The organism is Pseudomonas sp. 203-8 (assembly GCF_020708595.1).
GTDB lineage: Bacteria > Pseudomonadota > Gammaproteobacteria > Pseudomonadales > Pseudomonadaceae > Pseudomonas > Pseudomonas aeruginosa.
This window is the reverse complement of sequence record NZ_JAJFDF010000007.1, coordinates 263,487-284,252: the sequence shown is the minus strand read 5'-3', so window position 1 is coordinate 284,252 and position 20,766 is coordinate 263,487. Positions and strand designations below refer to the sequence as shown.

The 20,766-nt window shown below is 65.8% G+C and carries 19 protein-coding genes and 1 pseudogene; 14 read left to right on the top strand and 6 right to left on the bottom strand.

The window, feature by feature from the left end:
- Positions 1-55: 55 nt before the first annotated feature.
- Together selD and mnmH are read left to right on the top strand one after the other, a co-directional pair.
- Complete coding sequence (selD, locus tag LJF27_RS18245) at positions 56-1,090, top strand: selenide, water dikinase SelD (RefSeq protein WP_003087546.1); 1,035 nt, start codon at positions 56-58, stop codon at positions 1,088-1,090.
- Positions 1,090-2,199 carry a tRNA 2-selenouridine(34) synthase MnmH gene (mnmH, locus tag LJF27_RS18240; protein WP_003449961.1) on the top strand — a complete coding sequence of 370 codons (1,110 nt, stop codon included), beginning with the start codon at positions 1,090-1,092 and terminating at the stop codon, positions 2,197-2,199. Before selD ends, mnmH begins: the two co-directional genes overlap by 1 nt.
- On the opposite strand, the gene LJF27_RS18235 is transcribed toward mnmH, so the two are convergent.
- Positions 2,178-2,525: a GFA family protein gene (locus tag LJF27_RS18235; RefSeq protein ID WP_003114600.1), complete on the bottom strand. Its 348-nt coding sequence runs from the start codon at positions 2,523-2,525 to the stop codon at positions 2,178-2,180. The two genes, mnmH and LJF27_RS18235, sit on opposite strands and share 22 nt — an antisense overlap.
- A 137-nt stretch (positions 2,526-2,662) precedes the next feature.
- Here LJF27_RS18235 and LJF27_RS18230 point away from each other — a divergent pair, with 137 nt between their 5' ends.
- Positions 2,663-3,271 (top strand): flavin reductase family protein, encoded by a 609-nt coding sequence (locus LJF27_RS18230; RefSeq protein ID WP_003097831.1) that lies wholly within the window; start codon positions 2,663-2,665, stop codon positions 3,269-3,271.
- Between the two features lie 6 nt (positions 3,272-3,277).
- On the opposite strand, the gene LJF27_RS18225 is transcribed toward LJF27_RS18230, so the two are convergent.
- Entirely contained in the window at positions 3,278-3,685 is a 408-nt protein-coding gene (locus LJF27_RS18225) for a DUF5086 domain-containing protein (RefSeq protein WP_003087555.1), read from the bottom strand.
- A gap of 200 nt (positions 3,686-3,885) precedes the next feature.
- Here LJF27_RS18225 and LJF27_RS18220 point away from each other — a divergent pair, with 200 nt between their 5' ends.
- Positions 3,886-5,844 (top strand): methyl-accepting chemotaxis protein, encoded by a 1,959-nt coding sequence (locus LJF27_RS18220; RefSeq protein ID WP_003144814.1) that lies wholly within the window; start codon positions 3,886-3,888, stop codon positions 5,842-5,844.
- Here LJF27_RS18220 and LJF27_RS18215 read toward each other — a convergent pair.
- Both LJF27_RS18215 and LJF27_RS18210 read right to left on the bottom strand, forming a co-directional pair.
- Positions 5,825-7,546: a SulP family inorganic anion transporter gene (locus LJF27_RS18215; RefSeq protein WP_003097828.1), complete on the bottom strand. Its 1,722-nt coding sequence runs from the start codon at positions 7,544-7,546 to the stop codon at positions 5,825-5,827. The genes LJF27_RS18220 and LJF27_RS18215 overlap by 20 nt on opposite strands.
- Before the next feature lie 142 nt (positions 7,547-7,688).
- A complete protein-coding gene (locus tag LJF27_RS18210; RefSeq protein ID WP_003097826.1) occupies positions 7,689-8,693 on the bottom strand; it encodes an NADP-dependent oxidoreductase in 1,005 nt (334 codons plus the stop codon).
- Positions 8,694-8,943: 250 nt separating this feature from the next.
- On the opposite strand from LJF27_RS18210, the gene LJF27_RS18205 reads away from it, so the two are divergent.
- Positions 8,944-9,705 carry an SDR family oxidoreductase gene (locus LJF27_RS18205; protein WP_003117742.1) on the top strand — a complete coding sequence of 254 codons (762 nt, stop codon included), beginning with the start codon at positions 8,944-8,946 and terminating at the stop codon, positions 9,703-9,705.
- A gap of 158 nt (positions 9,706-9,863) precedes the next feature.
- On the top strand, positions 9,864-10,757 hold the full coding sequence (locus LJF27_RS18200) for a bile acid:sodium symporter family protein (RefSeq protein ID WP_003114604.1): 894 nt from the start codon (positions 9,864-9,866) through the stop codon (positions 10,755-10,757).
- A 6-nt stretch (positions 10,758-10,763) separates the two neighbouring features.
- On the opposite strand, the gene LJF27_RS18195 is transcribed toward LJF27_RS18200, so the two are convergent.
- Positions 10,764-11,960, bottom strand: coding sequence for a benzoate/H(+) symporter BenE family transporter (locus LJF27_RS18195; RefSeq protein ID WP_003120414.1), 1,197 nt, complete (start codon positions 11,958-11,960; stop codon positions 10,764-10,766).
- A gap of 230 nt (positions 11,961-12,190) precedes the next feature.
- On the opposite strand from LJF27_RS18195, the gene LJF27_RS18190 reads away from it, so the two are divergent.
- Positions 12,191-12,826, top strand: coding sequence for a hypothetical protein (locus LJF27_RS18190; RefSeq protein ID WP_003097821.1), 636 nt, complete (start codon positions 12,191-12,193; stop codon positions 12,824-12,826).
- A 50-nt stretch (positions 12,827-12,876) separates the two neighbouring features.
- Here LJF27_RS18190 and LJF27_RS18185 read toward each other — a convergent pair whose 3' ends face one another.
- Positions 12,877-13,353, bottom strand: a complete 477-nt coding sequence (locus LJF27_RS18185; protein WP_003097819.1) for a MarR family winged helix-turn-helix transcriptional regulator — start codon at positions 13,351-13,353, stop codon at positions 12,877-12,879.
- 81 nt (positions 13,354-13,434) lie between these two features.
- On the opposite strand from LJF27_RS18185, the gene LJF27_RS18180 reads away from it, so the two are divergent.
- From LJF27_RS18180 to LJF27_RS18150, 7 genes and pseudogenes are all read left to right on the top strand, one after another.
- Complete coding sequence (locus tag LJF27_RS18180) at positions 13,435-14,601, top strand: PLP-dependent aminotransferase family protein (RefSeq protein WP_003097818.1); 1,167 nt, start codon at positions 13,435-13,437, stop codon at positions 14,599-14,601.
- 55 nt (positions 14,602-14,656) lie between these two features.
- Positions 14,657-15,259 (top strand): glutathione S-transferase family protein, encoded by a 603-nt coding sequence (locus tag LJF27_RS18175; RefSeq protein WP_003097816.1) that lies wholly within the window; start codon positions 14,657-14,659, stop codon positions 15,257-15,259.
- A gap of 1,171 nt (positions 15,260-16,430) precedes the next feature.
- Positions 16,431-17,987, top strand: a complete 1,557-nt coding sequence (tssA, locus tag LJF27_RS18170) for a type VI secretion system protein TssA (RefSeq protein WP_023116631.1) — start codon at positions 16,431-16,433, stop codon at positions 17,985-17,987.
- A gap of 35 nt (positions 17,988-18,022) precedes the next feature.
- Positions 18,023-18,529, top strand: a complete 507-nt coding sequence (gene tssB / locus LJF27_RS18165) for a type VI secretion system contractile sheath small subunit (protein ID WP_016851765.1) — start codon at positions 18,023-18,025, stop codon at positions 18,527-18,529.
- Positions 18,530-18,557: 28 nt separating this feature from the next.
- Entirely contained in the window at positions 18,558-20,033 is a 1,476-nt protein-coding gene (gene tssC, locus LJF27_RS18160) for a type VI secretion system contractile sheath large subunit (RefSeq protein ID WP_003087596.1), read from the top strand.
- Positions 20,034-20,045: 12 nt separating this feature from the next.
- Positions 20,046-20,453, top strand: coding sequence for a type VI secretion system baseplate subunit TssE (gene tssE / locus LJF27_RS18155; RefSeq protein WP_003097809.1), 408 nt, complete (start codon positions 20,046-20,048; stop codon positions 20,451-20,453).
- A 10-nt stretch (positions 20,454-20,463) separates the two neighbouring features.
- Positions 20,464-20,631, top strand: a pseudogene (locus LJF27_RS18150) (PAAR domain-containing protein); the annotation flags it as partial.
- Positions 20,632-20,766: the final 135 nt, after the last annotated feature.

Here is a 20,766-nt window from a genome sequence, read left to right as displayed (position 1 = left end):
GCGGCGCCGGCTTTGCTAGAATGGGCACTTTTCCGACATCCACGGGAGTACACCGATGAGCGAGGCGATCCGCCTGACCCAGTACAGCCACGGCGCCGGCTGCGGCTGCAAGATTTCGCCCAAGGTACTGGAGGTGATCCTCGCCGGCAGCGGCGCGCAGAACCTCGATCCGAAGCTCTGGGTCGGCAACGCCTCGCGCGACGACGCGGCTGTCTACGCCCTCGACGAGGAGCGCGGGGTGGTCTCCACCACCGATTTCTTCATGCCGATCGTCGACGACCCCTTCGACTTCGGCCGTATCGCCGCGACCAACGCCATCAGCGATATCTACGCCATGGGCGGCGACCCGCTGATGGCCATCGCCATCCTCGGCTGGCCGGTCAACGTGCTGGCCGCGGAAGTCGCCCGCGAGGTGATCGCCGGCGGCCGCAAGGTCTGCGAGGAAGCCGGCATCCCGCTGGCCGGCGGACACTCCATCGACGCCCCCGAGCCGATCTTCGGCCTGGCCGTGACCGGCGTGGTGGAGAAGCGCTTCATGAAACGCAACGACACCGCCGAGGCCGGCTGCAGGCTGTACCTGACCAAGCCGCTGGGCATCGGCATCCTCACCACCGCCGAGAAGAAGGCCAGGCTGCGCGCCGAGGACGTCGGCGTGGCGCGTGACTGGATGTGCACCCTGAACAGGCCCGGCGCGCGCTTCGGCCGGTTGGCGGGGGTCAAGGCGATGACCGACGTCACCGGTTTCGGCCTGCTCGGCCACCTGGTGGAAATGGCCGACGGCAGCAAGCTCACCGCACGCGTGGAGTACGCCGCGGTACCGCGCCTGGCCAGTGCCGAATATTACCTGGAGCAGGGCTGCGTGCCTGGCGGCACACTGCGCAACTTCGACAGCTATGGCGAGCGCATCGCGCCACTGCCGGAAGTGCAGAAGCTGTTGCTTTGCGATCCGCAGACCAGCGGCGGCCTGCTGGTGGCGGTGGCTCCGGAAGGCGAGGCGGAGTTCCTCGCCGTGGCGGCGGAACTCGGCCTGCAACTGGCGCCGATCGGCGAGCTGGTCGAGCGACAGAGTCTCGCGGTACAGGTGCTGTAATGCGCGACAACACCCAGCACTACCGCGAACTGTTTCTCGACGATATCCCCCTGATGGATGTGCGCGCCCCGGTGGAGTACCACAAGGGCGCCTTTCCCAACACTGTCAACCGGCCGCTGATGAACGACATCGAGCGGCAGAAGGTCGGCACCAGCTACAAGCAGCACGGCCAGCAGGCCGCCATCGCCCTTGGCCACGAACTGGTCTGCGGGGCGCTCAAGGCCGAACGGCTGGCGGCCTGGAAAGCCTTCGCCGAAGCCAACCCGAACGGCTACCTGTATTGCTTCCGCGGCGGCCTGCGCTCGCAGATCGTCCAGCAGTGGCTGAAGCAGGACGCCGGCATCGACTACCCACGGGTGATCGGCGGCTACAAGGCGTTGCGCAACTTCCTTTTCGAAACCACCCGCGCGGCGGTCGACGAGTGCGATTTCGTGCTGGTCGGCGGCCTTACTGGTTGCGGCAAGACCGAGGTGATCGCGGCGCTGGACAACAGCCTCGATCTCGAAGGCCACGCCAACCATCGCGGCTCCAGCTTTGGCCGGCGAGCCACGCCGCAGCCGGCGCAGATCGACTTCGAGAACCGCCTGGCCATCGACATCCTGAAAAAGCGTCATCGTGGCGTCGGCCAGTTCGTCCTCGAGGACGAGGGGCGGATCGTCGGCAGCTGCTCCTTGCCGCTGGAGCTGTACCAGGGTATGCAGAGCTACCCGCTGGTCTGGCTGGAGGATGCCTTCGAGCAGCGTGTCGAGCGTATCCTCAGGGACTACGTGATCGATCTGCGCAGCGAGTTCGAGCGCGTGGTGGGCGTGGAGGAGGGCTTCGCCGCCTTCTCCGCCTACCTGCAGAAGAGCCTCGCCGGCATCGTCAAGCGCCTCGGCGGCGAGCGCTACCAGCGGCTGGCGGCGATCCTCGTGCAGGCGCTGGAAGAGCAGGGCCGCGACGGCTCGGTGGATACCCATCGCGGCTGGATCGAGGGGCTGCTCAAGGAGTACTACGACCCGATGTACGCCTTCCAGCGGCAGAGCAAGGAAGACCGCGTCGAGTTCCGCGGCAACCAGGCCGAGGTGATCGGCTACCTGCGCCAGCGTCAGGCGTTGCGGCCATCGTAGTGCTGTACCGGGAGCGCGTTGGCGTCGATGTCCTCCAGGCAGCGCGCGTTGACCGCGGCCATCGCCTGGCCGTCCGGACCTATGCCTTCGCTGAACGGCGCGCAGCCGCAGGTGGGGCAGAAGTGATGCTGCAGGCGGTGGGTGTTGAAGGTGTAGGTGTGCATCGCGCTGGCCGGCGTCTTCAGCGCCAGACGGTCGCGCGGGACGAACCACAGCAGCCAGCCGCGCCGGCTGCACAGTGAACAGTTGCACTGGATCACCTGGTCGAGGTCGCCTTCGACTTCGTAGGCGATGGTTCCGCAGTGGCAGCTTCCTCGATAGTTCATGGCAGGGCTCCTGGGTGAGGGTAGGGCAAGTCTAGCCGCTGCCTCCAGGTGGCGCAGGGCTGCGGCGCAGACGGTCGCGAGAGCTGCGGGGCTGCGGCATAATCGGCGTCCCCTCCGTCGATTTCCGCGAGACCGCCATGCAACTGGACTTCACCACCATCGCTCCCGCCGAGGCCTATCGCTGGTTGGCTTCCACCGTCACCCCGCGACCGATTGCCTGGGTCTCGACCCTGTCCGCCGAGGGCGCCAGCAACCTGGCCCCGTTCAGCTTCTTCCAGGTGATCAGCGACGAGCCGCCGACCCTGATGGTCAACGTCAGCCTGCGCGACGACGGCAGCCTCAAGGACACCCTGCGCAACGTCCAGGCCACCGGGCAGTTGGTGATCCACCTGGTCGGCGCCGCCCAGGCCGAGACCATGAACGCCACCTCCGCCTGGCTGCCCCATGGTGTGAGCGAGATCGAGACGGTCGGCATCCCTACCGTGTCCAGCGTACGCGTGGCGCCGCCGCGGATCGCCGCGGCGGCGGTGGCCTTCGAGTGCGAGGTGGCGGAGATCAAGCCGTATCCGGCGGAGAACCCCAATTGCCACCTGATCTTCGCCCGCGTGCTGCTGGCCCATGTCGACGATGCCGTGCTGGCCGACGAGCGCCATGTGGATAGCGCCCGGCTCGACCTGGTCGGTCGCCTGGGCGGCAGCCACTACAGCCATACCCGCGACACGTTCAGCATGATCCGGCCCAGGTAGCCGGGCTCAGTCCGGCGCCCGCAGGCACTCGTCGACCGTGCGCCGGCACACCGGCGCCTGGCCCGCGGCCTGGCGTTCCTGCCACTGGCGATAGGCGAACTGGTAGCTTTCCGGATACACCCCGCCGCGCTTCAGCGGCGCCACGATACTCGCGCGCAGCGCCTGTTCGGTCAGCGCCAGGTGCGCGGCCAGGCGCTGGAACTGCCAGGGCTGCTGGCCCTGGCGGCGCTCCAGGACCTCGACGTGGTACAGGCCGTCGGCCGCCGCGCTCGACAGGTTGTGCACGATCAGCCAGCGCGACAGGCCCGGCGCCGCCGGCAACGACCAGAGCGGCTGCTCGATCGGGCCGCTCCAGTCGGCCAGGGCGGGGGCGCACAGACTCAGCGACAGCAACAGCGGCAATACGGGACGCATGGCAAGCTCCTTTTCCATGGGGCGCCCAGTATGGCTCCGCGCTCGACCGACGTCAGCCCGGATATCCTGGAAACGACCTGCGCATATCTCTCCTGGCCATTATCGTGCCACTACCTTGCCCGGCCGCTCAGGTTCGGCGAAAAACGCGCGACACAGCGGGAAATGCGCACGCAGACGGCGCGTCACGGGGGAGGGGAGTCATGCTGGGGTTGCTGCGCAGGCGTCTGGCCGATCTCGGCACGGCGAAGAAACTGGCCATCGGTTTTACCCTGGTCCTGCTATTGACCGCGCTGGTGGCCGCGCTCGCGGTGCTCTCGCTGCATGCGCTGGGGCAGCGCTTCGCGCGCCTGCAGGAGATGAGCGCGATCAATCGCGACGTGCTGGAGGTTCGCCAGGCCGAGAAGGAATTTGCCCTGCACGGGGAAAAGAGCGACGCCGAGCGCTTGCGCCAGCGCCTGGCCGCGACCCTTGAACGGGTGGGCCGGCTCAAGGCCGACGGCGACGCCGATCAGGCGCTTGGCATGGCCGAGGTGGAGCAGGTGCTGGCGGCATACCTAGAAGCGTTCGGCCGCTTCGAGCAGTCCATCCAGGGACGCCAATTGGCTTGGGAAAGCGCCAGTTGGTCGCTGAACGGCGCCGCCAACAGCCTCGATATCCTCCAGTCCAGCCTGGCCGAGGATGGCGCCTATGCGCTGAAGGAGAGCCAGGGGCACGACGGCGAGCCGCTGTTGCAGCAGGCGGCCCAGGTCGCCCAGGTCAATCGCCTGGTCCTTCAGGGGCTGGACGAGGCCCGCTCGCGTCTCGAAGCGCGCGCCGCGGATGCGCAGGAGGGGCCGCCGAAATCGCTGCGCGAGGCGCTGGAGCTGGCAGCCCGGCTGGAGCAGGCGATCACCGACGATGCCTACGTGTCGGTGGTCAAGGACGTGCTGACCAATATCCGCGGTTTCGCCGACAAGCTCGCCGAGTACCGCGCCAGTCAGCTCCAGGAGCGGCAGATGTACGCCGCCATGGGCGAGCGCGCCGGGCAGGTGATGGCGCGTGTCGACCGTAGCTGGGAGGCGCAGCAGCAGGCCATGCTCCACAGCCTGCGGACAAACTCCCTGCTGATCGTCGGCGCCGCCGTGCTGGCGCTGCTGGTGGGCCTGGGCGCGGCCTTCGGCATCAGCCTGCTGATCGTCCGTCCGCTGCGCCAGGCGATGGGTGTGGCGCAGCGGATCGCCGAAGGCGACCTTGCGGTACGGGTCGACAGCGAGCGGCGCGACGAGGTTGGCCAACTGATGGCCGCGATGCGCGCCATGACCGGCAGCCTGCGCGGTATCGTCAGCCAGTTGCAGGACGGCGTCGGGCGGATTGCCGGCGCTTCCGAGGCGCTGTCCGGCGTTACCACGCGCACCCGCCTGGGAATCGACAGCCAGCGGGCGGAAACCGAACAGGTGGCCACGGCGATGAACCAGATGGCCGCCACCGTCCATGAAGTGGCGCACAACGCCGAGGAAGCCGCGGGGGCGGCGGAAAGCGCCGACGGCAAGGTCAGCGTCGGCCAGGAGGTGGTACGCCAGACCCTGGAGCGGATCGAGCGACTGGCCGAGGCGGTGCGCGCGGCCACCGCCAGCGTCGAGGCGCTGAGCGCCGACAGCCAGCGCATCGGCAGCGTGCTGGACGTGATCAAGAGCGTGGCCGAGCAGACCAACCTGCTGGCGCTGAACGCCGCCATCGAGGCGGCGCGGGCCGGCGACCAGGGTCGAGGCTTCGCCGTGGTCGCCGACGAGGTGCGGGCGCTGGCGCGGCGCACCCAACAGTCCACGGCCGAGATCGAGACCCTGATCGGTGCCTTGCAGAATGGCACGCAGCAGGCGGTGCAGCGTATGCAGCGCAGCCACCAGTTGGTGGACCAGAGCGTCGACGACGCGTTGCAGACCGAGGCGGCGCTGGGCAACATCGCCACGGCGGTGGCGCTGATCCAGCAGATGAACCAGCAGATCGCCGCGGCCTCCGAGCAGCAGAGCGCGGTCGCCGAGGAGATCAACCGCAGTGTCACGGCGATCCGCGAGGTGGCCGATCAGTCGGCCCAAGCCATGCAGTCGACGGCTTCGTCCAGCGAACAACTGGCGGAGCTGGGCCGCGAACTACAGGGCATGGTCAGGCATTTCCGCTTGTAGCCGCGGCCTGGGCGGCGAGTCTTTCCTGCTGGCGCAGCCAGTAGCGATAGGCACTGACCCCGGAGCGCACCGAGCTGAACACCAGCGGCGGCTTGATCTCGCCGAGCATGCTCGAGCGTTGCAGCAGGTCCAGCGTCTGCCCGGTCACCCGCGCCAGCGACAGGTGCACGCCCTGGGCCTTGAGGATCTGTTGCACCTCGTGGAGGGTGGCCAGGCCGCTGATGTCGAGGTTGGTCATGGCTTCGGCGTTGAGCAGCACCGCATTCGGCCGCTCGCTGCCGTCCACCACGGCAAGCACCCGCTGCTTGAAGTAGTCGGCGTTGAAGAACAGCAGGGGGGCGTCGAAGCGGTAGATCACCAGGCCGGGAAGAGTGGTGGCCTGCGGGTACTTGGCCAGCTCGACCTGGCCGTCGATGCCGTGCATCCAGCCGAGCACCGCGTCGCTCGGGCGATAGGTGTAGTAGAGCAGGCGCAGTACGGCGATGCTGACGGCGACGAAGATTCCCGGCAGCACGCCGACGCTGAGCACGCCGACGGTGGTCAGCAGGCAGAGGCTGAACTCGAAGCGGCTGAGCTTCCAGAAGCCCTTCAGCGCCTGCACGTCGATCAGGCCCCAGCCGGCCAGCAACAGGACCGCACCGAGCGCCGGCATCGGCACCCAGCCCAGGGGCTTGTTCAGCAGCAACAGGGTGGCGGCGATCACCAGCGCGGCGACCACGCCGACCAGTTGGGTCTTGCCGCCGACCATGTCGTTCACCGCGGTGCGTGAGTCGGCGCCGCTGATGGCGAAGCCCTGGGAGACCCCGGCGCCGATGTTGGCCAGGCCGAGGGCGACGAATTCGTGGTTGGGGTTGATGCTGTAGCCGTGACGGGCGGCGAAGCTGCGTGCGGTGAGCATGGCGCTGCAGAAGCTGACCACCGTGATGCCGGTGGCGTCGCGCAGCAGGCTTTTCAGTTCCTCCAGGCTGGTCTGCGGCCAGCTCAGTTGCGGCAGCCCGGCCGGTACCTCGCCAAGCAGTTCCACGCCGTAGCGATCCAGGCCCAGCAGCGCCGCGGCGAGGCTGGCCAGGAGGACGCCGCAGAGCGCCCCGGGCAACTGCGGGAAGCGCCGCGGCAGCAGCACCATCAGCAAGAGCGAGAGGCTGCCGAGGATCAGCGTCGGCCAATGGATGTGCAGCAGGTTCTCCAGCAGCGCGAGGATGCCGGCGACGAAGCCGCTGGTCGCCGCCTCGTAGCCGAACAGCTTGCCCAGTTGCCCGACCAGCAGGCTCAGGCCGATGCCGTTGAGGTAGCCGACCAGGATCGGTCGCGAGAGGAAGCTGGCGATGAACCCGGCGCGGGCCAGGCCGGCGACGATGGAGAACAGCCCGACCATGATCGCGACGATCATCGACAGGTCCACCAGGCGCTGCGGATCGCCCGCCGCCAGCGGGGTGATGGCGGCGGCGACCATCGCCGCGGTCGCCGCGTCGGGGCCTACCATCAACTGCCGCGAGCTGCCGATCAGGGCGTAGATCAGCATCGGCAGGATGCACGCATAGAGGCCTACCTGGGGCGGGAAGCCGGCGATCTGGGCGTAGGCGATGGCGGTGGGGATCTGGATCGCCGCTACCGACAGCCCGGCCTGGACATCCGGACGGAACCAGGCGCGGCGGTAGTGGAGCAGGCTATCGAGTCCGGGTACCCAGCGGGCGAGTGGCATGCGGCTGATTCCTTGCAGGCGCGGATGCCGCAGCTTAGCCCGAAGGACAGGCGGCAGGATTGCCGGGAATCATTATTTCTTCAGTGCACACGCTCTTCGAGGCGAGGCGCTATCCGCCGCTTCTTCGCGCCGGCGGCGGACCTCAGACCTTCAACACCAACTTGCCGAAGTTTTCCCCGCTGAACAGCTTGAGCAGCGTTTCGGGGAAGGTCTCCAGGCCTTCGACGATGTCCTCGCGCGATTGCAGCTTGCCTTCCGCCAGCCAGGTGGCCATCTCCTTCAGGCCTTCTGGGAAGCGCTGGGCATAGTCCATCACCACCATGCCTTCCATGCGCGCCCGATTGACCAGCAGCGACAGGTAGTTGGCCGGGCCGCGCACCGCTTCCTTGTTGTTGTACTGGCTGATCGCCCCGCAGAGGACGATGCGTGCCTTGAAGGCGATGCGGGTGAGCACTGTGTCGAGGATTTCGCCGCCGACGTTGTCGAAGAACACATCGATACCCTTCGGGCATTCGCGCTTGAGTCCGGCGGCGAGGTCTTCGTTCTTGTAGTCGATGGCGCCGTCGAAGCCCAGTTCTTCGACCAGGAAGCGACATTTCTCGGCGCCGCCGGCGATGCCCACCACCCGGCAGCCCTTGAGCCTGGCGATCTGCCCGGCAACGCTGCCCACCGCACCGGCGGCGCCGGAGATCACCACGGTCTCGCCGTTCTTCGGCTGGCCGACGTCGAGCAACGCGAAGTAGGCGGTCATGCCGGTCATGCCCAGCGCCGAGAGATAGCGTGGCAGCGGCGCGCGGGACGGGTCGACCTTGTAGAAACCCTTGGGCTCGCCGATGAAATAGTCCTGCACGCCGAGGGCGCCGTTGACGTAGTCGCCGGCCTGGAAGCCGGGGTGCTTCGAAACCAGCACCTTGCCGACGCCGAGCGCACGCATCACCTCGCCGATCCCCACCGGCGGGATGTAGGAGCGGGCGTCGTTCATCCAGCCGCGCATCGCCGGGTCCAGCGACAGGTACTCGTTCTTCACCAGAATCTGGCCCTCGGCCGGTTCGCCGAGCGGGGTTTCGACGAAACTGAAGGTGTCGCGGCCGGGCAGCCCGCTGGGACGCTGGGCCAACTGGTATTGCCGATTGATCTGGGAGGTCATGGCAGGGCACTCGAATGTCGGGAAACAGGCCCCTAGGGATAGCTGGCGCCGGCGCCGGCGGCAAGCGAAGGCGAGTGCGGAAATGACCGGTCATCTATGCCGATGATTCGCCGCCATCAGTCTTATCAGCGGGCTGGATGGCCCATCCTCCAGTCCCCTGATAGTGCTATGCCTTGCGCCGGCCCTGGCTAGACTGGCGCGGCCCGGTTCCGTCGCAGTTGGCGGAAGGCGATTTTCCGAGGAGCAGCAGATGAGCAAACTTCTTTCCGGCCAGGTCGCACTGGTCACTGGCGGTGCGGCGGGCATCGGCCGCGCTACCGCGCTGGCCTTCGCCGCCGCCGGGGTCAAGGTGGTGGTCGCCGACCTGGACAGCGCCGGCGGCGAGGGCACGGTCGAAGCGATCCGCCAGGCAGGTGGCGAAGCCGTCTTCATTCGCTGCGACGTCACCCGCGACGCCGAGGTCAAGGCGCTGGTAGAGGGTTGCGCGGCGGCCTACGGCCGTCTCGACTACGCCTTCAACAACGCCGGTATCGAGATCGAGCAGGGCAAGCTGGCCGACGGCAACGAAGCCGAGTTCGACGCCATCATGGCTGTCAACGTGAAGGGCGTCTGGTTGTGCATGAAGCACCAGATCCCGCTGATGCTGGCCCAGGGCGGTGGCGCGATCGTCAACACCGCCTCGGTCGCCGGGCTCGGCGCGGCGCCGAAGATGAGCATCTACGCTGCTTCCAAGCACGCGGTGATCGGCCTGACCAAATCGGCGGCGATCGAGTACGCGAAGAAGGGCATCCGCGTCAACGCCGTGTGTCCGGCGGTGATCGACACCGACATGTTCCGCCGCGCCTACGAGGCCGATCCGCGCAAGGCCGAGTTCGCCGCCGCGATGCATCCGCTGGGTCGGGTCGGGCGGGTCGAAGAAATCGCCGCCGCGGTGCTCTATCTGTGCAGCGACAACGCAGGCTTCACCACCGGTATCGCCTTGCCGGTGGACGGCGGGGCGACGGCGATCTGAGCGGGCGGCGATACAACCGGGATGCCCCGGCGCGGGGCATTCGCATTCTGTTACAGGTCGGCGCGCGGTTTGGCGCGCCAGGCCACTGCCGGGGGACTAACCTGGGTCGAGAATCCGGGGCCTGAGCCCGTCTCCATCGCATCGGAGCAATAACAATAATGACCGCCGATCCCATCCTGACCCTGTTCCTCCCCATCGCCCTGGGCATCATCATGCTCGGTCTCGGACTGTCCCTGACCCCGGCCGACTTCCTCCGCGTGGTGCGCTACCCGAAGCCGGTGCTGGTCGGCCTGGTGTGCCAGATCGTCCTGCTGCCCCTGGCCTGTTTCCTGATCGTCCAGGGCTTCGCCCTGGAGGCGGCCCTGGCGGTCGGCATGATGTTGCTGGCGGCCTCGCCCGGCGGCACCACCGCCAACCTCTACAGCCACCTGGCGCATGGCGACGTGGCACTGAACATCACCCTGACCGCGGTGAACTCGGTGATCGCCATCCTCACCATGCCGCTGATCGTCAATCTGTCGCTGCAATACTTCATGGGCGACGGGCAGGCGATTCCCCTGCAGTTCGGCAAGGTCGTGCAGGTCTTCGTCATCGTCCTCGGCCCGGTGGCCATCGGCATGCTGGTGCGCAACCGCCTGCCGGCCGTGGCGGATCGCCTGCAGAAGCCGGTGAAGATCCTTTCCGCGCTGCTGTTGCTGGTGATCATCCTGCTGGCGCTGGCCAAGGACTGGCAGACCTTCGTCACCTACGCGCCGGTGGTCGGGCTGGCCGCGCTGGCCTTCAACCTGCTGAGCCTGGCGGTGGGCTACTGGGTGCCGCGCCTGCTGCGCCTGCCGAAGGCCCAGGCGGTGGCCATCGGCATGGAGATCGGCATCCACAACGGCACCCTGGCGATCGCCCTGGCGCTGAGTCCGAGCCTGCTGAACAACAGCACCATGGCGATTCCGCCGGCGATCTACGGAGTGCTGATGTTCTTCACCGCGGCGGCCTTCGGCTGGTGGGTCAGCCGTGGCCACCAGGCCACGCCGGCGCCCGTGACGGCGCCGGACTGAGGTCGGTCAGCCGCGCCGCCAGTTGAGCACGAACTGAGTCAGCAGGCCGGCCACCAGGCCCCAGAACGCCGAGCCGATGGACAGCAGGGTGAAGCCGGAGGCGGTTACCATGAAGGTCACCAGCGCGGCCTCGCGCTGGCGCTCGTCGGCCATCGAGTTGGCCAGGCCGTTCATGATCGAGCCGAGCAGGGCGATGGCGGCGATGGACAGTACCAGTGCCTTGGGGAACGCCGCGAACAACGCTGCCAGGGTGGCGCCGAAGGTTCCTGCGACGCAGTTGAAGAAGCCGCACCAGAGCGCCGCGGTATAGCGCTTGTGCGGGTCCTCGTGGGCCGAGGGACCGGTGCAGATCGCCGCGCTGATCGCCGCCAGGTTGATCCCGTGGGAGCCGAACGGTGCCAGCAGGATCGAGGCGATGCCGGTACTCGAGATCAGCGGCGAGGCTGGCACCTGGTAGCCGTCGGCGTGCAGCACGGCGATGCCGGGCATGTTCTGCGAAGCCATGGCGACGATGAACAGCGGGATGCCGATGCTGATGGTGGCGGCCAGGGAGAAGCTCGGCGTGGTCCACTCCGGTACCGCCAGTTCCAGGCGGAACCTGCTGAAGTCCAGTTGGCCCAGTATCCCGGCCAGCAGCACCCCCACCAGTAGCGCAGCGAACACCGCATAGCGCGGCGAGAAGCGTTTGCACAGCAGATAGCTGAAGAACATCGCCAGCACCAGCAGGGTCTGTTGCTCGGCGGCGTTGCAGATCTCGATGCCGATGCGGAACAGCACCCCGGCCAGCAGCGCCGAGGCCAGCGAGGAGGGAACCTGGCGCATCAGGCGTTCGAAGCTGCCGGTGACGCCGCACAGGGTGATCAGGAGGGCGCAGACGATGAAGGCGCCGATCGCCTCGCTGTACGGCACTCCGGGCAGGCTGCTGATCAGCAGCGCCGCGCCGGGGGTGGACCAGGCGATCACGATCGGCACCCGGTAGCGCAGGGTCAGGCCGATGGTCGCCAGGCCCATGCCGATCGACAGGGCCCAGATCCACGAGGAAATCTGCGCGCTGCTGAGACCGGCGTTCTGCCCGGCCTGGAACATCAGTACCAGCGAGCTGGTGTAGCCGGTGAGCATGGCGACGAAGCCGGCCACCACGGCGGCGGGAGAGGAGTCGGCGAACGGACGCAGACGAGGCTGGGGCTGGGTGGTTTCGGTCATGCCGGGTACTTCCATGGAGTGTGCGGGACGACCGGGCACGGCGGTGGGCGGAGCCACGGGGCAGGTTGCGCGAGGCGCGGAGTGCCGATCATCTTTTTCTGTTTTGCGCAGCCTAAACAGCCGGCCAGGGGCTGTCCCGGTACAGCCGCGGACATAGTTGGCCATACAGTCGCAGCTGCCGGAAGCTGGCGGAGCTGGTAACTTCCCGGCATTTGCCGAGGAGCTTCGCCATGGATGCAAACCCCTACGCCACGCCGCGTGTCGAATTGGTCGAGCAGGGCATACCGGATGCTTTCCGCCGGCGCTGGACGCCCGCGCAACTGCGCATCCTCGCCTGGCTCTGCCTGGCCTCGATAGCCGGCGGCGTGGTGCTGATGGTGCTCAGCCTGCTGGAGGCATTCGGCGACGGCGCCGCGTTCAGGGTCTACGCCGACTGGCTGGGCCTGCTCCTCAGCCTGCTCGGCGCCTACCTGCTGCTGCGGCTCAAGCACCTGGTCGAGTCGCGCTTTCGCGGCCCCTCGCTGGCCTGGCCGGTATGGTTGTCGATTCTCCTGACCCTGCTGGGCGAGGGCTGGAGCCTGCTGGCGGTTACCGACGATGCGCTGCAGGGCTGGAACTGGCAGGCGCTGGTGTACTTCGCGCTGCTTGCGCTGATCGGCGCTACCACCCTCTGGCTGGGCCTGCGTCTGCTCAAGCAGGAAAACCTCTATCCGTCGCTGCGGATCATGGCCTGGCTGGACATCGCCGGCGGCGCGATGCTGGCTTCGGTGCTGTTGCTGGTGCTGGCGGTACTGCCGCTGCTGGCAGCCACCGTGGCCATGGCGCTGGCCTGCTGGCGCGCGGCGCGGGAGTTGGAGCGGAGCTAGCGGGCAGCCGGTCGGCTTGTCGAGCGTCCATGCGCCAGGCCCATGGGGCGTCAGTCGGCGGCCTCCGTCGCCGCTTCGCCGCGGCTGCCTGCATGCGCCCGAGCCAGGGTGCGATTGACCGCCAGCCAGCCGGAGACCGCTTCGCCGCCGGCTTCCTCGAAGCAGCGTTGGAGCAGCCGCGACTGCTCGCGACGCAGCGCCTTTTCCAACCGCACGCCCTCGGCGGTGAGGCCGAGGAGGCGTTTGCGCTTGTCGTCGTCGGCGGTGGCGCTGCCGATCAAGTTCATCTCCAGCAACTGGCGCAGCGGGATGTTCAGCGCCTGCTTGGTCACGCCGAGCAGGGCCAGCAGTTCCTTCACGCTGAGGCCCGGATAGCGGGCGATGAAGAACAGCACGCGGTGGTGCACACGTCCCAGGCCGCGGCGGGCGAGCATCTCGTCAGGCTTGGTGGTGAAGGCCTGGTACGCGAAGAAGAAGGCTTCCATCATGGCCTGCTGCTGGACGGCGTGGTTTTTCAGGTCAGGCATATTGACGCTTCCGGGTGCGGCATCGTAGTTTCGGTCAAGCAGTTTGACTCATTTTTCCCCGCCTACGCTACCGGTGATCCCATGGCCTTCTCTGAACGCATCTCCCGCCTGAAAAGCTCCTTGATCCGCGAAATCCTTGCCGCGGCGCAGCGTCCGGAGGTGATGTCGTTCGCCGGCGGGCTGCCGGCCGAGCCGATGCTGCCGAAGGTGCAGTGGGAGCAGATGCCGGCCTCCATGGGCCAGTACGGCATGAGCGAAGGCGAGCCTGCCCTGCGCGAAGCCATCGCCGCCGAAGCGCGTGCCCTCGGCGTCCCCTGCGAGGCGAGCCAGGTGCTGATCGTCAGCGGTTCGCAGCAGACCCTCGACCTGGCCAGCAAGCTGTTCATCGATCCGGGCACCGAGGTGCTGCTCGAGGCGCCGACCTACCTCGCCGCGCTACAGGCCTTCCAATTGTTCGGCGCCGATTGCGTGACCGTGCCGCTGGGTGCCGAGGGCCCCGACCTGGTTGCCCTGCGGCAGCGCCTGGAGCGACACAAGCCGGCCTTCGCCTACCTGATCCCGACTTTCCAGAATCCGTCCGGCGTGCGCTACAGCGAGGAACGCCGCGACGCGGTGGCGGCGCTGCTAGACGAATTCGGCGTGACCCTGATCGAAGACGAACCCTATCGCGAACTGGTGTTCGACGAGGGCCGCGCAACCCCGCTGGTCAGCCGCCTGCGCAAGTCCAGCTGGATCTATACCGGCACGGTGTCGAAGACCCTGCTGCCGGGCCTGCGCGTCGGTTTCCTGATCGCCACCCCGGACCTGTTCCCCCACCTGCTGCGGCTGAAACAGTCGGCCGACCTGCATACCAACCGGGTAGGGCAGTGGCAGGCGCTGCAATGGTTCGGCAGCGAGGCCTACCGCCAGCACCTGGCCGAACTGCGCGAGTTCTACCGGGTCCGCCGCGACGCCATGCAGGAGGCGCTGCTGGAGCACTTCGGTGAGCTGGCCGAATGGAATATCCCGGAGGGCGGGCTGTTCTTCTGGCTGACCCTCAGGCAGCCGCTGGATACCCGCACCCTGCTCCAGCCGGCGCTGGCCGCCGATGTCGCATTCATGCCCGGCGAACCTTTCTTCGCCGAGCCGGAGCAGAACCTCGGGCGTCTGCGGCTGAACTTCAGCCACGTCGCCCCGGAGCGCCTGCACGAAGGCCTGCGGCGCCTGGCCAAGGTCGTCCGCGACGCCCAGGCCGCCGAAGCGGCCTGAACCCTCATCGGCGCTCCTTCCGGGGCGCCGGCCATCCGATCCGAGGAGCGACACGATGTACAAGGTCTACGGTGATTACCGTTCGGGCAACTGCTACAAGATCAAGCTGGCCATGTCGCTGCTCGGCATCGACTACCAGTGGGTACCGGTGGACATTCTCAAGGGCGAGACCCAGACCCCGGAGTTCCTGGCGAAGAACCCCAACGGCAAGATACCGGTGCTGGAGCTGGAGGACGGCAGTTGCCTGTGGGAGTCCAACGCCATCCTCAACTTCCTCGCCGACGGCAGCGCCCTGTTGCCCAGCGAACCGCGCCTGCGCACCCAGGTGCTGCAATGGCAATTCTTCGAGCAATACAGCCATGAGCCCTATGTGGCCGTGGCGCGCTTCATCAAGCTCTACCTCGGCCTCCCGGAAGCCCGCCGCGCCGAGTTCGAAGAGAAGAAGATCGGCGGCTACAAGGCCCTCGACGTCATGGAGAAACAGCTGTCGCGCACGCCATTCCTGGTCGGCGAACAGTTCTCCATCGCCGATATCACCCTCTACGCCTACACCCATGTCGCCCATGAAGGCGGCTTCGACCTGACGGCCTACCCGGCGATCCGCGCGTGGATCAAGCGAGTGGGGGAGGTGCCGGGGTATGTGGGGATGCTGGATTGAGGGGAGCTTCGATCAGCGGTTGGCGAGGCAGTGATTTCTGTCATGAGCGGGAGTTTCGGGTAGAGCGAAATTTTTATGCATCGGGCTGGATGCGCGTTTTTCCTGATTATTCGTAGCTCGCTTTCCTGGCGCTGCTGTTGGTACCCGGCGCTGCGCTGGTGGCGGGTCAGTTACTGGCCGTTGAGGTCGATGCCCAGGAGGGCAACGACCGACTGGCCGCGCTAGCCGACCCGACTACTGTCGGGCAGCTTTCTCGCCAGTAGGCGCACAGCACTGTCGAGCGGGTAAGCGGTGCGCAATTCTCTGTCGTCGCCGTACGCGGCCTACCGCATAAGTTGGTCATCGAGGGCTTGGCGATAGGCGCTGCGGCGGTCATCGAATCCTGCTTTCCTGACTGCTCGGGTCGCTATCGATTTCCGTCCAGCCGGTGCGGTACGGGCGTGTCCAGGGTAAACGCAGCGGTGCGTCCCGCCTACAGTCGGTCACGGCGCAACTTCCTCGCCGGTGGCCATGGGACCGCCCATCTCGATTAATTTCTCTAACAATTCCCGTGCCAGTCTTTCATGGCTCTTTTAATCAATCTCATTCAATGGCTGATTGTTATCCATGTCTCATTCTGAAAAGAAATATAACAAGTGAATTGAGCAAGAAGTTGCGCAGTGTTGTGCAACTTTTTGCGCAGTAGTGTTCAGGCCAGTATTTTCAAGGGCTGTGGACTGTTATTGGGGATGTTTCTTGGTTTTCATTGTGCAACTTCTTGCACAATCGCTATTACGCTCTAAATCAGCTGTTGGTCCGCTTGGAAGGCCTATGTTTCGAGGCTCTCCGGAGAAATCCATACTGCCTGCCTTATTTTTTATAAATTGTTAACTACCTGTTTTGGTAGGGTTTTCCAAATGGCCATCAATGTCGTTATGATGGCTATAGCCAAGCCGTAAAGGGCATGGACGCAGACGCCTGACGTTTGGCTGAAAATCTTTCATTGATTCGTATCAATGAATAGGAAAATTCCCAAAGAGGGAATGTCCTGTTGCTTGCCAGTTTTTATGTTGTTTTCATGGAAAAGGCAAAGAGCTCTTCAGACTATTGGGATTTTCGTTCGGTTTTTATGCCAACTAGTTGAATTGTTAAGATATTCATTGGCGCACATGGTGTGCATTGAAGGGTTAGGATGACCTATTCGAGCAAGCTCTCCTCGCATTATCTGGAACTCGCGGAACAGCCGATTTCAAAGGATGCCTTTGCGGGTGAGGATGTGCGTTTTTCCAGCGAATACGAGGCGCTGGAAAATGAGCTGGGCAAGGCGCTCTCGCTCCATGAGAACGGCCAGACCGACTGGTTGAAAATCCTGGAAAACAGCGAAGCGCTGCTTCGTGCCCAATCCAAGGACCTGCGTGTTGCAGCCTGGTTGACCTGGGCCCTCTACCAACGGGAATCCTTTCCCGGTTTGCTGGCCGGACTGGGATTGCTGGAACGTCTGTGCAGCCGGCATTGGGTCGAGATCCATCCGCTCAAGGCGCGCACTCGCGCCGCGGCCATTGCCTGGCTGGTGCCCCGGCTGGAGCAGGCGCTGAACGAGAACGTACCGATCAAGGAGCAACTCCCCCTGTTCCGGCGTCTCGCCGAGCACCTGGAAAAACTCGATACCGCGCTGACCGCGCAACTGGGCGACGACGCGCCCTTGTTGCTGCCGATCAGCCGACGCCTTTCGGGCATGCTCCAGCGCGCCGCCGACAACCAGCCCGAACCTGGCGTGGTCGGCGCCGTGGTGGCCCAGGTCAAGCAGGCGGCCAGCCAGTTGCTGGCGCCGGGTGCGCCCATCGACAACGAGCGCGACGCCCACAAGGCCATGCGCGCCCAGCAGGAGGCCGCACGCCCCCTGTGCGCCTGGTGGCTGAAGCAGAAGGCCACCGATCTGCGCGCGCTGCGCCTCAACCGAACGATGCTCTGGCTGCCCATCGAGTCCATGCCCGAGCGCAATGCCGAACAGGTCACCGCGCTAAGGGGAGTGCCGGCGGACAAGCTGAAAAGCTACCAGGAGCGTTTCGCCCAGGGCCTGTACGCCGATCTCCTGGTGGAGCTGGAGGCGAGCCTGGCACGGGCGCCGTTCTGGTTCGACGGCCAGCGCCTGGTCTGGGAGTGCCTGCAAGGGCTCAACGCCGAGCAGGCGATGCGGGAAGTCGAAATGCATTTCGCCTTGCTCCTGCAGCGTCTGCCGGGGCTGGTGGAGCTGCGTTTCCACGACGGCAGCGCATTCGCCGATGCGGCCACCCGCGGCTGGATCAGCGCCCATGTCATGCCCCATCTCCAGAACGACAGTGCGCCGCGCAAGGTCGAGACCGTGGCCCTGCAGGCCGAATGGGACGTCGCCCTGGACGAGGTCCAGCCGGTGTTGCGCAAGGACGGCCTGAAGGCGGCGGTACAGGTGTTGAAGCAGGGCATGAAGCGCGCCCACGGCGGGCGCGCCCGGTTCTTCTGGCAACTGAGCCTCGCGCGACTGTGCTTCCTGGCGAAGAAGTACGAGCTGGCCAAGACCCAGCTGGAGAGCCTCGACCATCAGTTGCACGAATCGGGATTGCACGCCTGGGAGCCCGATCTGGCGCTGGATGTACTGCACCTGCTGCATAGCTGCTGCGAGCTGTTGCCGCAGAACCACGCCGTGCGAGAACGCAAGGAAGACATTTATCGCAGGCTGTGCCACCTCGATCTCGAGGTGGTGCTCGAATAGGGCTTCGCGCCCTCAATTCTCAAGGAGAAAAAGCCATGGCCAAAGAAGGCTCGGTAGCCCCAAAGGAACGCATCAACGTCACCTTCAAGCCCGCCACTGGCGGTGCCCAGGAAGAAATCGAACTGCCGTTGAAGCTACTGGCGATCGGCGATTACACCCAGCGCACGGATGAGCGCAAGGTGGAGGACCGCAAGCCGATCGGCATCGACAAGATGACCTTCGACGAGGTCCTGGCCAAGCAGGAGCTGGGGCTGACGCTGAGCGTACCCAATCGTCTCCAGGAGGAGGGCGGCAGGGACGAGCTGGCGGTGGGGCTGCAGATCAACTCGATGAAGGACTTCAACCCGGCCAGCATCGTCGAGCAGGTGCCCGAGCTGAAGAAGCTGATGGAGTTGCGCGATGCGCTGGTGGCCCTCAAGGGCCCGCTGGGCAACGCCCCGGCGTTCCGCAAGGCCATCGAAAGCGTACTCGCCGACGACGAGTCCCGTAGCCGTGTGCTGGGCGAGCTGGGGCTGAGCGCCGCCCCCTCCCAGGACGCCTGAGCCACCCCCTAGCCAAGGAAGCAGATACATGAGCACCAGTGCCGCACAGCAAGGCCGGAACCAGAACGGCGAATACAACATTCTCGACAGCATCATCGCCGAGACCCGCCTGAGCCCGGACGACGAGGCCTACGACATCGCCAAGCGCGGCGTCTCCGCCTTCATCGAGGAATTGCTCAAGCCGCAGAACGACGGCGAGCCGGTGAAGAAGGCGATGGTCGACCGGATGATCGCCGAGATCGACGCCAAGCTCAGCACGCAGATGGACGAGATTCTCCATCATCCCGATTTCCAGGCGCTGGAGTCGGCCTGGCGCGGCCTGCAACTGCTGGTCGACCGCACCAACTTCCGCGAGAACATCAAGATCGAGATTCTCAGCGTTTCCAAGCAGGACCTGCTGGACGATTTCGAGGACTCGCCCGAGGTGATGCAGTCCGGCCTGTACAAGCACATCTACACCGCCGAATACGGCCAGTTCGGTGGCCAGCCGGTCGGCGCCATCATCGCCAACTACTACATGTCGCCCAGTTCGCCCGACGTCAAGCTGATGCAATACGTCTCCAGCGTGGCCTGCATGGCCCATGCGCCATTCGTGGCGGCCGCCGGTCCGAAGTTCTTCGGCCTGGAAAGCTTCACCGGCCTGCCGGACCTGAAGGACCTGAAGGATCATTTCGAAGGCCCGCAGTTCGCCAAGTGGCAGAGCTTCCGCCAGTCCGAGGATTCCCGCTACGTGGCGCTGACCGTACCGCGCTTCCTGCTGCGCACGCCCTACGATCCGGAAGAGAATCCGGTCAAGTCGTTCGCCTACAAGGAGACCGTGGCCAACAGCCACGAGCATTACCTGTGGGGCAACACCGCCTATGCCTTCGGCACCAAGCTGACCGACAGCTTCGCCAAGTATCGCTGGTGCCCGAACATCATCGGGCCGCAGAGCGGCGGTGCGGTAGAGGACCTGCCGTTGCACCACTTCGAGAGCATGGGCGAGATCGAGACCAAGATCCCCACCGAGGTGCTGGTGTCCGATCGCCGCGAGTACGAACTGGCCGAGGAAGGCTTCATTTCCCTGACCATGCGCAAGGGCAGCGACAACGCCGCGTTCTTCTCCGCCAGCTCGGTGCAGAAGCCGAAGTTCTTCGGCATCAGCGCCGAAGGCAAGGCCGCGGAGCTGAACTACAAGCTCGGCACCCAGTTGCCGTACATGATGATCGTCAACCGCCTGGCCCATTACCTGAAGGTCCTGCAACGCGAACAGCTGGGGTCGTGGAAGGAGCGTACCGACCTCGAGCTGGAGCTGAACAAGTGGATCCGCCAGTACGTCGCCGACCAGGAAAACCCCAGCGCCGAAGTGCGCGGCCGTCGCCCGCTGCGCGCTGCACAGATCATCGTCAGTGACGTCGAGGGCGAGCCGGGCTGGTACCGCGTCAGCCTGAACGTGCGCCCGCACTTCAAGTACATGGGGGCGGACTTCACCCTGTCGCTGGTCGGCAAGCTGGACAAAGAGTAAGCGGAGCTTTCCATGACCGGATACGGCAGCCTGTTCGAGCGCCTGAACGGCGACGCGGATAAGCGCGTCGGCTGGAGCCGCGAGGTTTCCGCCATGGCGTCGGTGGCTGCCCATCTGGGCAAGATGCTCAGCACCCGGGCGGGCAGCGTGCAGACGCTGTCCGACTACGGGTTGCCCGATCTCAACGACATGCGCCTGAGCCTGCACGACTCCCTGAGCCAGGCCCGCTCGGCCATCGAAGGTTTCATCGAGGCTTACGAACCGCGCTTGAGCGACGTGCGTGTCGTTTCCCTGCCACGCGACAACGACCAGCTCCGCCTGGCCTTCAGCATCGAAGGGTTGCTGGAGGTGGAAGGTTTCAAGCGCCAGGTGAGTTTTTCCGCATGCCTGGATGGCAGCGGCCAGGTGAAGGTCAGCTAAGGAGGTTTCGATGTCCGGCAAACCCGCAGCCCGCGTTTCCGATCCCACCGCTTGTCCGCTCCCCGGGCACGGCAGCAATCCCATCGGCGTCGGTTCCGCCGACGTGTTCTTCGACGGCCTCGCGGCGGCCCGCCAGGGTGACGCCTCGGCCTGGCGCTGTACCGCTTCGATGCCTGGTTCGTCCATGAGGTCTTCTGAGATGGGCGCGAATCGGGTCGATTACGGAAAGACAACGGACACCGTGGGTTTCCGATCTTCAGGCCAGAAATGTCATTGCGGTTTTGGCGGCAGCGGTCAGACGACTGCCATCAGT